General features: G+C 58.6%; 12 protein-coding genes. 5 read left to right on the top strand and 7 right to left on the bottom strand.

Features of this window, described 5'->3' with window-relative positions; genetic code table 11:
* Positions 1 to 19 precede the first annotated feature (19 nt).
* From HPC62_RS04445 to HPC62_RS04455, 3 genes are all read left to right on the top strand, one after another.
* Complete coding sequence (locus HPC62_RS04445) at positions 20 to 1,315, top strand: AI-2E family transporter (RefSeq protein WP_172353932.1); 1,296 nt, start codon at positions 20 to 22, stop codon at positions 1,313 to 1,315.
* A 338-nt stretch (positions 1,316 to 1,653) separates the two neighbouring features.
* Entirely contained in the window at positions 1,654 to 2,013 is a 360-nt protein-coding gene (locus HPC62_RS04450; protein WP_172353933.1) for a DUF6464 family protein, read from the top strand.
* A gap of 34 nt (positions 2,014 to 2,047) precedes the next feature.
* Positions 2,048 to 2,914: a branched-chain amino acid ABC transporter permease gene (locus tag HPC62_RS04455; RefSeq protein WP_172353934.1), complete on the top strand. Its 867-nt coding sequence runs from the start codon at positions 2,048 to 2,050 to the stop codon at positions 2,912 to 2,914.
* 77 nt (positions 2,915 to 2,991) lie between these two features.
* Here the strand turns inward: HPC62_RS04455 and HPC62_RS04460 are convergent, their stop codons facing one another.
* On the bottom strand, positions 2,992 to 4,404 hold the full coding sequence (locus tag HPC62_RS04460; protein ID WP_228721702.1) for a lysophospholipid acyltransferase family protein: 1,413 nt from the start codon (positions 4,402 to 4,404) through the stop codon (positions 2,992 to 2,994).
* A gap of 143 nt (positions 4,405 to 4,547) precedes the next feature.
* Positions 4,548 to 5,306 (bottom strand): histidine kinase, encoded by a 759-nt coding sequence (locus tag HPC62_RS04465; RefSeq protein WP_172353935.1) that lies wholly within the window; start codon positions 5,304 to 5,306, stop codon positions 4,548 to 4,550.
* 636 nt (positions 5,307 to 5,942) lie between these two features.
* Between HPC62_RS04465 and HPC62_RS04470 the strand changes: the two genes are divergently transcribed.
* Entirely contained in the window at positions 5,943 to 7,634 is a 1,692-nt protein-coding gene (locus HPC62_RS04470) for a GspE/PulE family protein (protein WP_172353936.1), read from the top strand.
* Positions 7,635 to 7,664: 30 nt separating this feature from the next.
* On the opposite strand, the gene HPC62_RS04475 is transcribed toward HPC62_RS04470, so the two are convergent.
* From HPC62_RS04475 to HPC62_RS04495, 5 genes are all read right to left on the bottom strand, one after another.
* Complete coding sequence (locus tag HPC62_RS04475) at positions 7,665 to 8,807, bottom strand: glycosyltransferase (protein ID WP_172353937.1); 1,143 nt, start codon at positions 8,805 to 8,807, stop codon at positions 7,665 to 7,667.
* A complete protein-coding gene (locus tag HPC62_RS04480) occupies positions 8,804 to 9,472 on the bottom strand; it encodes a class I SAM-dependent methyltransferase (protein WP_172353938.1) in 669 nt (222 codons plus the stop codon). The genes HPC62_RS04475 and HPC62_RS04480 overlap by 4 nt, the downstream gene beginning before the upstream one ends.
* A 267-nt stretch (positions 9,473 to 9,739) precedes the next feature.
* Positions 9,740 to 10,852: a glycosyl hydrolase 108 family protein gene (locus HPC62_RS23830; RefSeq protein ID WP_172353939.1), complete on the bottom strand. Its 1,113-nt coding sequence runs from the start codon at positions 10,850 to 10,852 to the stop codon at positions 9,740 to 9,742.
* A 13-nt stretch (positions 10,853 to 10,865) separates the two neighbouring features.
* Positions 10,866 to 12,107: a bifunctional ornithine acetyltransferase/N-acetylglutamate synthase gene (gene argJ / locus HPC62_RS04490; protein WP_172353940.1), complete on the bottom strand. Its 1,242-nt coding sequence runs from the start codon at positions 12,105 to 12,107 to the stop codon at positions 10,866 to 10,868.
* A 151-nt stretch (positions 12,108 to 12,258) separates the two neighbouring features.
* Complete coding sequence (locus tag HPC62_RS04495; protein WP_172353188.1) at positions 12,259 to 12,510, bottom strand: hypothetical protein; 252 nt, start codon at positions 12,508 to 12,510, stop codon at positions 12,259 to 12,261.
* 139 nt (positions 12,511 to 12,649) lie between these two features.
* Here HPC62_RS04495 and HPC62_RS04500 point away from each other — a divergent pair, with 139 nt between their 5' ends.
* A complete protein-coding gene (locus HPC62_RS04500; RefSeq protein ID WP_172353941.1) occupies positions 12,650 to 12,889 on the top strand; it encodes a helix-turn-helix domain-containing protein in 240 nt (79 codons plus the stop codon).
* Positions 12,890 to 12,916 lie beyond the last annotated feature (27 nt).

Genomic DNA, 12,916 nt, shown 5'->3' on the forward strand with positions numbered 1-12,916 from the left:
CGGCGACTAGATAAAGCCCATGAAACTTGGACAATGGATCGGTCTGCTGGCCCTGATTGCTGCCATCTATATTCTCTGGTCGATTCAGCAACTGCTGCTGCTGATGTTTGTCGGCATTGTCTTTGCCACAGCGCTGAATCGGCTAGTGCGCTGGATGGGCAAGCATGGCGTTCCACGGGGGGCCGCGTCGATTTTCTCCATTGTGGGTCTGCTGCTAATCATGACCCTGTTTGTGGCGATCATCGTGCCGCCGTTTCTGGATCAGTTTCAACTGCTGACGGAGCTTGTGCCCCAGGGGTTGAACCAGCTTCGGCTGGGGTTGGACTGGCTGACTGAGCGGCTTCCGGGTAGCGCATCCGAACTAGTGCCCAACTTCAACGAGCTATTTAACCAGCTTCAGCCGTTTGTGTCGGGGCTGGCAAATAATTTTTTCCGGGCGTTTTCTGGGTTCTTTAATGTCGGTGTCAGCTTCCTGTTTGTGCTGATGCTGACCATTATGCTGCTGCTCAACCCCCACCCCTATCGCCAGGGATTTTTGCGGCTCGTGCCGTCGTTTTATCGCCGCCGCGCCGACGAGATTCTGACGCTGTGCGAAGAAGATCTGGTGGGCTGGATTATTGGAACGCTGATCAACATGGTGGTGATTGCCATCGTCAGCGGCATCGTGCTGCAAATTCTCGGTGTAAAGCTGGTGCTGGCCAATGCGCTAGTGGCGGGGCTGATGGAGGCGATTCCCAACCTAGGGCCGGTGCTGAGTACCATTGCGCCCGTGGCGATCGCCCTGATCGATTCCCCCGTCAAAGCCCTAGGCGTGCTAATTGCCTACGTCCTGATCCAGCAGCTTGAGCAGTTTCTCCTGGTGCCCGTGGTGATGGGTCAGCAGGTGTCGCTGCTGCCTGCGGTGACGCTCCTGGCGCAGTTTGCCTTTGCGTCCTTCTTTGGGTTTTTGGGTCTGTTTCTGGCGATTCCGCTGGTGATTATCGTCCGCATCTTGCTGCGCGAAGTGGTCATTCGCGATGTGCTGGATCAGTGGACGAATCCTGAATTTGAGCATCGGGAACAAGAAAGCCACTTGTTAGAAAACCAAGAGGGGGCGATCGCTCCTGCGGTCTGCTCATCCGGCTTTTCTACCCATACGCTTTCCCATAGCGCCACCGCCGCTGAGTCTCCAGACGCAACCCACCCGCCGAAGAACCCGCCGAAGAATCCGTCCGATGCGATCGCTGAAACCGGCTATATCGCTAGCAATCCAGGCTGTTCAGACCCTTCGGCGGAGTCTGGCTCCCCAGACGGAAACTCCGAGCAAAGCGATTAGCCATCTTTTCCCGGGCCTTCCCAAAACCATTTCTCCCAGACTGAGTGCCCAAATTTGGGCGCTAGTATGCTTCACGCAGCAATTTCAGCCCTCACCCTAAATCCCTCTCCCAGAGCGGGAGAGGGGCTTCAAACCTATGTCTGGCTCCCCTTCTCCCCGCTTGGGAGAAGGGGTTGGGGGATGAAGGCAGTAAGTTCGCTGTCTCAAGTATGTCAGTGCCCAAATTTGCCCCAAAACGCCATAAAACGTTAAAGATGAAATAAGTTACCGGGGGAGATGGGTATAAATGCGATACCATCTCACGTAACCTGCAAACTGTGTAAAGTGCAATACGGTCAATGGAGCAAGAGTCTCTACCCACTGAGGTTATTCTCAGCCACCCGCGCCAGACCATCGGCAGTCTGAAGCTGGACTGGAACCCACAGCCGGGAACCTATCTCGATGTTGAGGGAGAAACCTACGCTGTTCTGGAGCGCCACCACTGCTATCAATACAAGCGGGGCAAATATCGGCTGCACAAGATCGCGCTATACGTGCAGGCGGCTCCCCGACCCGAAGAACGAAGCTGGTTTCAGGGGCGCTGGGTGTTGGGCAATGCCAACTGTGCCTATAGCGCCCATTCTGAACTGGTGCGCTGTGCAGTAAATCCCGACGGGCCGTGTCAGGGCTGCCGCTTTTTTGAACCCACTGCTCAGTAACCGCTCAAGCTTAACGAAAAAAAGGCTAGCAAAAATGGATCAGCAACTGGTGCAGCTTTTGGTAAATGGCGTGGCGGTGGGCAGCGTCATTGCGCTGGCGGCGGTGGGGCTGACGCTGACCTACGGCATTTTGCGGCTGGCAAACTTTGCCCACGGTGACCTGATGACGCTGGGTGCCTATCTGACGCTGACAGCCAATCTCAATGGCGTGAATATCTGGCTGTCGATCTTGATTGGGGCGGTGCTGACGATTGGGGTGGCGTTGCTGTGCGAAAAGCTGCTGTGGTCGCCCATGCGCGATCGCCGCGCCTCGTCTACCACGCTGATTATTATTTCCATCGGGCTGGCGCTGTTTTTGCGAAACGGCATTACGCTGCTGTGGGGCCCCGAAAACCAGCGCTATGACCTGCCCGTGGCGACGGCGCTGGATGTGTTTGGCGTGCGGATTGCGCCGACGCGGCTGATTGTGGTGGGGCTGGCGATTTTGGCGATCGCCGCTCTGCACTACCTGCTGCAACATACCAAAATTGGCAAAGCCATGCGGGCCGTTGCTGACAACACCGACCTGGCGCGGGTATCCGGCATCAACGTCGATTGGGTGGTGATTTGGACGTGGGTGCTGGCGGCGGGGCTGACGGCGATCGCCGGGGGCATGTTTGGGCTGATTACGGCTGTGCGGCCAAACATGGGCTGGTTTTTGATTATGCCGATGTTTGCCTCGGTGATTTTGGGCGGCATTGGCAATCCCTACGGGGCGATCGCCGGGGCTTATATCATCGGCATCGCGCAGGAACTTAGCACCTACGTTTTGCCCTCGGAGTATAAGCTGGGTGTGGCGCTGATGGTGATGATTCTGGTGCTGCTGGTGCGGCCGCAGGGGCTATTTCGCGGCATGATCTGAGTCGATTGACTATCTGAGATTGACTATCTGAGTTGATTGACCTGAGTTGATTGACCTGAGTCGATTGACCAAATTGACTAAATTAATTGCTCCAGCGCCGCTTGCAGATCTTGCGTGAGTTCCGCAACGGCCCGCTTTGCTGAGGTGTGATCCCGCTGATAGTCCGAATGGCGATCGCTCACACAAATCGGCGTTCCCACCGTCACGCGGCTCTGTCGCCAGCCCAAACGCGGACGGGCAGGCATGTCGTCGCCCTTGATCCGCGCCACCAGGTCAAACATCAGCAGCGCCATTTCGGCAAAGCGCTCCGCCGTGGGCTGTTCCTGGAGATAGTCGGCCGTCACTGCCACAAAGCTTTCCACCAGGCGCATGTGCCGCAGGCGAATTTCGGCTTCCTCCGCGCCCCAATCAGCCAGTCCGCGCTGGAATGGGGACAGAGCCGCGAAATCTGCGGGCAGGTCTTCTCGATAAATCGCGTTCCAGCCTGCTTCCTCTAGCCGACGACAGCGGTCGATAATCGTGCCCTGCGCCTCCAGCCGAAAATGCGCTTCGGCAGCGCGGAGGGCGGCATCCAGCAGCGTCTCCAGCCGCCGTATCAGGTGTTGATTTGCGCTCTCGTCTAGTTCTGGCTTGGAATCGGCTTCAGGCGTTAGATACTGCGGATAGAAGCGATGATAGAATCCCTCCATTTCCGTCAGCAAGTGATCCGCCAGCCGCAGCACGCGCCGATAGCGAACGTCCTCCGTTGGTGTTTCGTCCTGCACCAGCGGCGGCAAGCCCGTGTCCTGCTCTAGCCGACTGAGCAGCCGATCGAGCTTTGGCCAGATGGGCTGCGGGTAGGTATAGCGAATGCCAATCGGCACGATGTAGACCTGTTCCGATCGCCCCTTCTTTCGCAAATCCTCCGCACACCAAAAGCCCAACTGCGCCACGCCGGGTTCTAGCGGGCTGACGACTTCGCTATGCCCGTTGGTTGCGCCTTCGGGGGCGATCGCCAAGGGAAACTGTCCGTTGAGCAATAGCTCCCGCGCCGCCCGCAGACCTGTGCGATCCAGCCGCTTGCCCCGGTGAATCGGGATACCGCCCAGCCGCGAAAACAGCCAGCCCAGCCAGTCGCCCGCCCAGATGGTCATGCCCCGGTCGTAGATGAAGTGGGAATGCACGGGCGATCGCAGCGGAATGTCATGCTCTCGCGCCGCTTTGGGGACACCGCTGGACAGCAGATACAGCATAGAAAACGGATCGTCTACTTCTGGATGGCGGAATGCCAAGATGAATCGAACTTCACCCGCCTGAAACCGCTGATAAAGCAACGCCAGTTCTTTGGCGTTCACAACCTCGACATGGGAAATTCCCGTCGGCAGCCACGGACGAACACGGAGCCGAAACAAGAGCGGTAATGCCGCTCGCATCGCCATTAGCACCGCTGGATTGAAGCGCTGGGGAATAAACAAAAGCGCCGGAAATGCACGATGTTTTGAACAAGACACGTTCTTTCTGACCTTTGGCTTATGCGAAGCGCGACGTGAGCTAGGTTAACAATACTGGATCAAAACCGTTGTCAATACAAGGCCCCACGCTTCTGTCAGAAACGGGGGCCTTGAGGGTGTCAGAGAATCAGTCGGCTCAGCGATTAGCGCAGGGCGCTGTTCACGATTTGCTGCAGTTGGGCTTTAATTTCGGCTTCTTTCTGCGCGATAGTTGTGCCCAAGTCAGCGGCTTTTTCTTCCAGTTCCACTTGCTTGAAGTGTTTTGCCTCGTTGCCTAGGGTTTCGCCTTTGGTTTTGGCGTTGGCATACCAGGTTTGCGCCGTTTCAAGCTGACGCTTCACTTCTTCGTAGCGATCGCCATAGCGCTCTTGCAGACGACTATCTAGTTCTGCAAGCTGCTGCTTCAGATGGTTATAGCGCTGCTGAAAAATATCAAACACTTCTCGCTCCTTCACTGCGTTTACAACCAGATCAATTAGCACCTTGAAGGGGGTTTTGGTGGTGGCTTCGGCCTCTGGCAGATCAACGGTTGCCAGGGCCACGGTGACTTCCTCTTCAAACTGGCGATCGGTTTGATCCAGTGTTTGCTGGAGGTCGTCGATCTGGGTTTGGGCCTGGGCGATCGCCTCTCGGTGAAATTCGCCAATGCCTTCTACCACGCCTTCCACCGAGGCCGCCATCTCTTCGGTGCGGGTCGTCGCGCGATCGCGCACCACGGCAAACACCGCTGTCAAAGCATCTTTGGCGATCGCCTTCAGTTCGCCTGTCCCTTGAGACACTTCTGCCGCTGCTTCTGAAACCGCAGCCTTCACAATCTCCCGAATCCGCTCTGCCCGCAGGCCGCCCTCAGACTTGGCCTTTTGCAAATCTTCCTGAATGCGCTCTTTTAATGAATTTGTCATGGCTTTTCCCAACCAAACGCAACGTCATCATCGGGCAGACGCAAATCCCGCAGTTCTCTACCCAACAGATCCATCCTGGCGCGTTTATGGGCTGAAAGGGCTGATTTTGCATTAGGGATAGCCCTACTGAGGAGGGGGGAAAGCCGATGGAGGTTTTGGATTTTGGGTTTTGGATTTTGGGTGCTGGATTTTGGGTGTTGGATTTTGGCAGGACTTACGCACTTGCGATAAGTCTTCTGGGTTTTGGACGATTTCTCGCGGGCGCAGCCCGCGAGAAATCGTCCAACTGCATAAGTCCTATTTAGATTTTGGGGTTTGGATGTTGGAGGCGTTTGGCTGGAGCGTTGAAGGGAAAAGGGATTGGGCGCTCGTTCTTTGAGCCGTCAAAGTATTTCTTTACAAAAAATTCTGTTTTCGATTGTGAAAGCTGTATGAAGCTTGCAGTTCCCGTTACATTTTTTCACGCCTGAGCCAAAAAGAAATCTGTGCGGTTCTCTGATGCGTACTTTGGCGTAGGGCACACAAATTCAAGCGCATCTGGTTCAAGCGCATCTGGTGAATCAACAGTCACAGCTTGCAATTTCTACTGCAACCTCAACTGCAATCTCAACCAATCTCAACAAGGTGAAAGCGCCCATGCAAAATAGCCAATCGGTCTGGCAACAGCTCAAGCAGCAGCAAATCACCTGTGAGCAGGCGCTTGGTCTGCTGGTCAATCGACAGGGAATCGTAAATTTGCGGCTGCTCGACCCGGAAGTGAGTACGCGCTTTTGGCGAGGGTTTGGCGATTGCACGCAGGCCCCGCCCGTCGTGCCACTGCTGCTCTGGCGCAATTGCTACTACCTGGGTAGCCCCATCGCGCCAATGCCGGAAGTGGTGCAGCAAATGGGCGATCGCCTCAATGCCAGCATCGAAATCATCCCCATCGCCGAAAAGAGCTATCGCCAGTGGTATCGCCTGCAAGCCCTCACTGCCAAGCGCATGAGCAAATCGGGCGCGATTCATCTGGCGGCCGGGCAATCGGACACCGAAGATCTGACCGAAGTCGCCGAACTGCATCTGTCGCATGTCAACAACCAGATCGAGCGCATCCGCACGCTGATCGCCAGCGCCCTCCGCAACCGCGCCAGCGACATCCACCTAGAACCCTCTGCCGACGGGCTAGCGGTGCGCTTTCGCATTGATGGCATTTTGCGACACGTCACCACGCTGCCGCCCGACATCAGCCGCAAGGTCATCGTCGCTCTCAAGGTAATGTGCGAAATGGACATTGCCGAGAGCCGCCGCCCCCAGGACGGGCGCATCAGCGAAAAATACATGGCTGGACAGCAGGAAGAAGGGCTGGATCTGCGCGTCAGCACGCTGCCCTGCATCAGCGGGGTAAAAACAGAACCCAGCGAAAAGGCGGTGCTGCGGCTCTTGCGCCAGCAAAACACCTTCCAGACCATTGCCGATTTGGGCTTTTCGGACACCGCACGGGAGATTTACGAAAGCTGGCTGCGGGAGCCGCAGGGGTTGGTCATCTTCACGGGCCCTACTGGATCGGGCAAAACCAGCACGCTGTATACGAGTCTGCTGGCGATCGCCACCGAATCCGTCAACATCGTTACCGTCGAAGACCCGGTGGAATACGTCCTCCCCGGCATCACGCAAACCCAGGTGCATGAGGCCGCAGGCATGACCTTCGCCGCCGGCCTGCGGGCCATCCTGCGGCAAGACCCCGACATCATCATGGTGGGCGAAATCCGCGACAGCGAAACGGCAGAAACCGCCGTCCGCTCCGCCCTCACCGGCCACTTGGTTCTCACCACGCTGCACACCAACGATGCCATCGGCGCGATTCCCCGCCTGCAGGACATCGGCCCCGACCCTGGCCTGATCAGCGACGCGCTGCTGGGCATCGTGGCTCAGCGCCTCGTCCGCAAGGTCTGTCCCCACTGCGCCGAACCCCACACGCCTACGCCTGCTGACCTGAAGCTGCTGGGCCTGCGCCCCGACGAGGCCAACCTCCAGGGCTGGCGAAAAGGGCGCGGCTGTGTCCAGTGTTTCCAGTCGGGCTATTTGGGACGCGAGGCGGTGATCGAGCTACTGAACGTAGACGACACTGTGCGGCAGATTATCTACGAAGGCAACCTGACCCAACTGCGCCGCTATCTGGCAGAGAGCCAGTTTGAGTCGTTCCGTGTGGCTGCGATTCAAAAGGTGACGCAGGGCATCACCACGGTCGAAGAGGTGCGGCGGGTGCTGCCCCACAGCGCCTTTTTCCGTCGAGTTACTCAACCCCTGCCGCCGCGTCCGGCTGGTGCGTCGCTGTTGAAAACGGGGTAAAGCGGCGTGGAAAGGGGCAGGAGTCTGGGGTCAGGAGGCCTGGGTCAGGAGTTGGTTGAGCGTTTGGTTGAAGGTGTCGCGGCCGTAGCGGGCGATCGCCCTTCGCCTTAGTTCGGCGGGCTGGTAGAGCAGCGGGTTGGGGTAAGCGCCCTGCAAGATCTGGATCAGGGTGCGGGCGATCGCCTCGTGATCTGTTGGGTCTACCAGCGCCCCCAGTTCTCCCTGGGCCAGCGCATCGGTTGCGCCGTCTTGGTTGCCGCCTAGGGCGGGTTTGCCGCAGGCGATCGCCTCCAAATACACAATCCCAAAGCCCTCGCCCTGGCTGGGCATGGCAAATACGTCGCACAGGTTGTAGTGGTCGCAAAGTTCGGCATCGGGCACAAACCCCGCCAGCGTGACGCAATCTTGCAGCCCCAGTTCTGCAATTCGCGCCTCGATGCGGGGGCGATCGCCGCCTTTGCCCACCAGCACATAATGCACCTGCGGCAGCACCCGGCGAACGAGGGGCAGCGCAGACAGGACAGCTTCGTACCCCTTGTGGCGATCGCCGCCCACCAGCCGCGCCACCGTCAGCACGACGGGCTGATCTGGCTGCAACCCGTAGCGCTGGAGTAGGTAATCGGGCTTGGGCGCGGGGCGAAATCGCTGCGCGTCGATCGTGCAGGGCAAAAGGGCAACCCTGGCGGGGTCAAGCTGCTGTTCTCTGAGCAGGCGATCGCGCGTGTAGCCGCTGATGGAAACAATCCGGTCAGCAGCGTGCAGGGCGGCTTTTTGCAGCGGATTTTGCACGTTCCACGCATCAATGCCGTAGGTAAAAATCCAGTAGGGGATGCCCGCCAGTCGCCGCAGCATCAGCGCCACGGGCGCGAAGTGCAGGTGGCCACAGAGAATCAGATCGGGGCGATCGCCCAGCGCCGCCGTCATTAGGCTTGCGGCAAACCCTGGTGTTTTCGCTGCATCGGGCAGCGCTCCAAAATAGCGAAAAGTAAGATTGGATAACTTATCCAGGTCGCCATTTCCCGCCCGATCGCGCTTGTTGAAGACGATCGTGTGGCAATAGGGCTGGCTGGCGATCGCCCGCAGCAGGTCTTGCAAATAGCGCTGGATGCCGCCCTGAAACTCGAACAGGTTGGGAACCCAGCAGTGGAGCCGCTGTTCTGCTTCAGGCTTCACTTGCGGATGACCCAGTGAAAAATGTGCCAGAACTTTGCTTCGCCCAGCGCTGTGGTTCCTGGATGCGCCTCTTCCTCGAATTGCTCGATGGTGAAGGACTGGAGCAGCGCTTCCGCCTGCGGCCGCGTGAGGTGGGTCATGTGGTCGTAGGCGGCCCAGGAGTCGCGATCGCCAAATAGCTGCCCACACATCCGCCCGCCAGGTCGCAGCGCGTGGGTTAGCGTTTGCCAGAGGGCAGGAAACTGATCCGGTGGGCAGAAGGGCAGGCAAAAGCTGGCGTTAATCAAGTCTAGATCAGCAGGTAAGATAAGCTGCTCAAACCGCTGTACGTGAGTTTCCAGGCGAAGTTCGGCAAGCGCTGCCTGGAGGTCTGGGCGCGACTGCAAGCGGGCGATCGCCTCCGGTTCCCCATCTACCGCCAGCACGCGCCAGCCCCGCCGCACCAGTTCCACCGTGTCGCGCCCTTCGCCGCAGCCCAAATCCACCGCATACCCTACAAAGCGTTCAACTCTAGCCTCTTTCGCCTCCGCATCAAACAAACTGAGCGATCGCAGCAGCGTTTCTCGCGGCGGACGACCCGCCATCAGGTCGTAATAGTCGCTCCAGGTGTGGGGACTGTCGGGATGGCTAACGGGCAGCGGGGCAGCGTTGGGCGGGTTGGCCATAGATTTGGAGGATTCAGAGCAAACGGCGTGAACATCCTGGTTATAGCATTGCCGCTTCCCCTGTGATTCTCTACAGCGTAAACACAAGTCTATACTCATCGGCGATGCTGTGTCCCCCCTGACCCCTTGAAGCAGGGGGAGCCGAACCCGGCGTGGCTCGAAGCAGGGAAAACTGGATCGGAAGTCCCCCTTATCAAGGGGGATTTAGGGGGATCTTTCAAAGCCTTACGCAAAAATCGAGATGTGTGTACACGGTAGCCTGTGATTTTAGGGCTGCTTCTGGGGCTGAATATACCTCAGCAGGTCGTTGTCCCGATCCAGCCAGCCTTGCAGAAACACGCGCTGGGACGGGTCGCGGGTGACGCGGCGATAGCGATAGTCCGTGCGGGCCTGGCAAAGCCGCTGGGCGAGATCTAGATGGGATGCCTGGGCAGTCGCCTGCTGGGTAACGGGGCCAAAGACGCGATCCACCCGCAAGCCCAAGATTTCTTGCAAAAACATCGTCGCGCCGCCCACGCCAAAATTAACCGCCGTGTCGAAATGGGCGATCGCCAGTGGCCGCTGCATCATGCTACATTGCGCGGGCTGCCAGTAAAGCTGCTCATAAATGTCCCGCACTTCGTCTTCCGTAATCAGCCGCACACTCTGCACTGGCAGCCCTCTGCTCTGGCGATAGGCGCGATAGGTGGCAGTGGTGATGCCAAAATTCGTCTCGCCGCCGCAATCGGCTGGATGGTTCACATAGCCCCCTTCCCACCGCAGCGTAAACCGCAGCGCCTCCTGAAAAACTTGTGCTTCCGTCAGCACAGGGCTGGGCGCAGGACGAAGGACGGGTTGGGGTGCAGGCTGGGCGATTGGCGCAGGGGTTGGATTGGGCGCGGGTTGGGCAATCGGCACGAGGCGCGAGGCAGGGATAGGGCTGGGCGCAGGCTGGGCGATCGGTGCAGGGGTTGGGTTGGGCGCGGGTTGGGCGATCGGCGTGGGGCGCGAGGCAGGGGTAGAGGTAGGGGCGGATTGGGCGATCGGCGCGGGGCGGGCGGCGGGAGCCGGACTGGTCGCGGGCGTTGGATTTGGGGCAGGTTGGGCGATCGGGGCCGGACTGGGCGCGGGTGCGGGCGGGGTGTGAACCGTGGGCAGGCTCAGCAGCAGGCTGGCCAACCGGGGCGATAGCTCGTCGGGGGGCAGCTGGTGTTGGGCAGCGAAGGCGCGGTAGGCCGCCTCCGTATGGGGGTTCCAGTCGCCTGTGGCAGTTCCAACCGGGTGCCCAATCCGGTTCAGCGAGGCCTGCACCGACTGCACCAGCGCCCGATTGCTGCGAATCGAGCCGATGGCGTAGCTAATTGTGTCGGCGGCGATCGCCCGCAGCGTCAGTCCATCCATCGGAACCGCCCTTCTAGGTCGTATATTCTGCGTTGATCTTCACATAGTCGTAGCTGAGGTCGCAGCCCCAGGCCATGCCCATTCCAGGGCCACTGCCAATGCTGACGGATACCAGCACCGTGTCGGTTTTCAGGTATTCCCCAGCAGCGGCTTGCTTCATGTAGTTGCTGGCGGCGGGGCGATCGAAGGGCAGCGGCTGTCCGTGATCCATCAGCAAAAAGTCGCCCAGCTTGACTTGGAGTTCGCCCTGGTCGAAGGGCACCCCGGCTCGCCCAGCGGCGGCGGCGATGCGACCCCAGTTTGGGTCGCGCCCAAACACTGCCGATTTGAACAGGGACGACCCGGCAATCGTGCGGGCTACCTGGCGGGCGGCTGCGTCGTCTGGTGCGCCGCTGACTCGAATTTCCAGCAGGCAGGTTGCGCCTTCGCCATCGCGGGCGATCGCCTTGGCCATCCGCATACACACCTCCGTCAGCATTCCCTCTAGCCGCTCGGCATCGGGGCCCGGCTCGGTGATCGCGGGTGTGCGGGATTCGCCGTTGGCCAGCGCCAGCAGCGTGTCGTTGGTGCTAGTATCGCCGTCTACCGTGATCTGGTTAAAGCTTTTATCGGCGGCGCGGCTTAGCATTTGCTGCCAGAGATGGGGCGAAACGGTCGCGTCGCAGGTGACAAAGGCCAGCATCGTCGCCATGTTGGGGTGGATCATGCCAGATCCCTTGCAAATGCCGCCAATTCGCACCGGGCGACCGTCCAGCGTCGTTTCCAGCGCCACGCTCTTGGTCACTAGGTCGGTGGTAATGATGGCTTTGGCAGCGGCATCGGAGCCGTCGGGCGTGGCGGCGGCCACCAGATTGGGAATGCCCGACCGTAGCTGCTCCATGCGGATGCGCTGCCCAATGACTCCCGTCGAAGCCACCAGCACTTGCTCGACTGGAATATTCAGCGCTGTCGCCAAAAGCTGGGCACTTTCCAGGGCATCCTCCCAGCCCTGAGAACCCGTGGCTGCATTCGCCTGACCCGCATTGCACAGAATAGCCCGCGCCGTCGCCTTTGCCTCTAGCCGCTGACGGCAATAGTCTACGCAGGCTGCCTTCACCTGGCTGGTGGTAAACACTCCAGCGGCGATCGCCTCCACTTCTGAATAAATCAGCGCCAGATCCGGCGCACCTGACGGCTTTAGCCCTGCGGCAATGCCCGCTGCCCGATAGCCCTTCGGCGCAGTTACGCCACCCGGAATTTCGTGCCACTCAGCCATATTTAACCCCTGCTTGATGCGGAAACAACTCAACAGATCAACTCAACAGATCGAAAGATCAAAATCTACGGAATCACACGGATCAAAGGCTAAAGGATAAATCAGAAATGGACTGTGTAGCGGCGATCGTTCATAAACGTATATGGAGAATTCAATTGCGCTGGCGTTCTTTCCCTTTGGCAGAAGCGTCCAAAAAATTTGGCGATCGCCGCTTTGCCCCTGCCGTTGGCATAGGTGGTGGATCAAAAGCGATCGCCCACTGCGCATTCTGCACCAAGTGCCGCACCGCAACTAGATACATCTCTGCATCGTTGCGCCGCCGAAACCGAGCCACGGCAATCGTTTGACAATTGGGCAGCAGACGATAGACCACCCACGGATGAAGCTGGTCGTAATAGCTCATAGTATTTTTGTTAGGAGAAATGAGACACTGAGGCAGGACAGCCCGCTGCAACTTTGGGCTGTTCTCTGCCGTTAAACATGAACGCCATTGTGACGTGCCAATTAGGCGTGTGTCAATATGGCGTGTGAAATTTGAATGGATGAGTAAAGATAAGCGACCGCAAGACAGTGACTCCCCAATTGAAAAACTCAGGATTCAGCGCACGAATTTGTCGCAGGCTGAATTTGCTGTTCACTGCGGTATTCCGCTACGAACCTATCAGCGTTGGATATCTGGAGAGACAGAGGCAAAGCTTACTCCGCAACAGTGGAAGACGCTTATGCAAGTCTTAAATGTCCAGTCTGTGGATGAAATCCCTGACAACTTCGCGTCAAGTTAATTACTTGCCTCATCGCATCAAAGCCTT

Source organism: Thermoleptolyngbya sichuanensis A183, assembly GCF_013177315.1.
Classification (GTDB): domain Bacteria; phylum Cyanobacteriota; class Cyanobacteriia; order Elainellales; family Elainellaceae; genus Thermoleptolyngbya; species Thermoleptolyngbya sichuanensis.

Coding starts and splice junctions, on each gene's coding strand:
- HPC62_RS04455 (WP_172353934.1), top strand. CDS start 2,048: ATGGATCAGCAACTGGTGCAGCTTTTGGTAAATGGCGTGGCGGTGGGC.
- argJ (WP_172353940.1), bottom strand. CDS start 12,107: ATGGCTGAGTGGCACGAAATTCCGGGTGGCGTAACTGCGCCGAAGGGC.
- HPC62_RS04450 (WP_172353933.1), top strand. CDS start 1,654: ATGGAGCAAGAGTCTCTACCCACTGAGGTTATTCTCAGCCACCCGCGC.
- HPC62_RS04470 (WP_172353936.1), top strand. CDS start 5,943: ATGCAAAATAGCCAATCGGTCTGGCAACAGCTCAAGCAGCAGCAAATC.
- HPC62_RS04445 (WP_172353932.1), top strand. CDS start 20: ATGAAACTTGGACAATGGATCGGTCTGCTGGCCCTGATTGCTGCCATC.
- HPC62_RS04465 (WP_172353935.1), bottom strand. CDS start 5,306: ATGACAAATTCATTAAAAGAGCGCATTCAGGAAGATTTGCAAAAGGCC.
- HPC62_RS04480 (WP_172353938.1), bottom strand. CDS start 9,472: ATGGCCAACCCGCCCAACGCTGCCCCGCTGCCCGTTAGCCATCCCGAC.
- HPC62_RS23830 (WP_172353939.1), bottom strand. CDS start 10,852: ATGGATGGACTGACGCTGCGGGCGATCGCCGCCGACACAATTAGCTAC.
- HPC62_RS04500 (WP_172353941.1), top strand. CDS start 12,650: ATGAGTAAAGATAAGCGACCGCAAGACAGTGACTCCCCAATTGAAAAA.
- HPC62_RS04495 (WP_172353188.1), bottom strand. CDS start 12,510: ATGAGCTATTACGACCAGCTTCATCCGTGGGTGGTCTATCGTCTGCTG.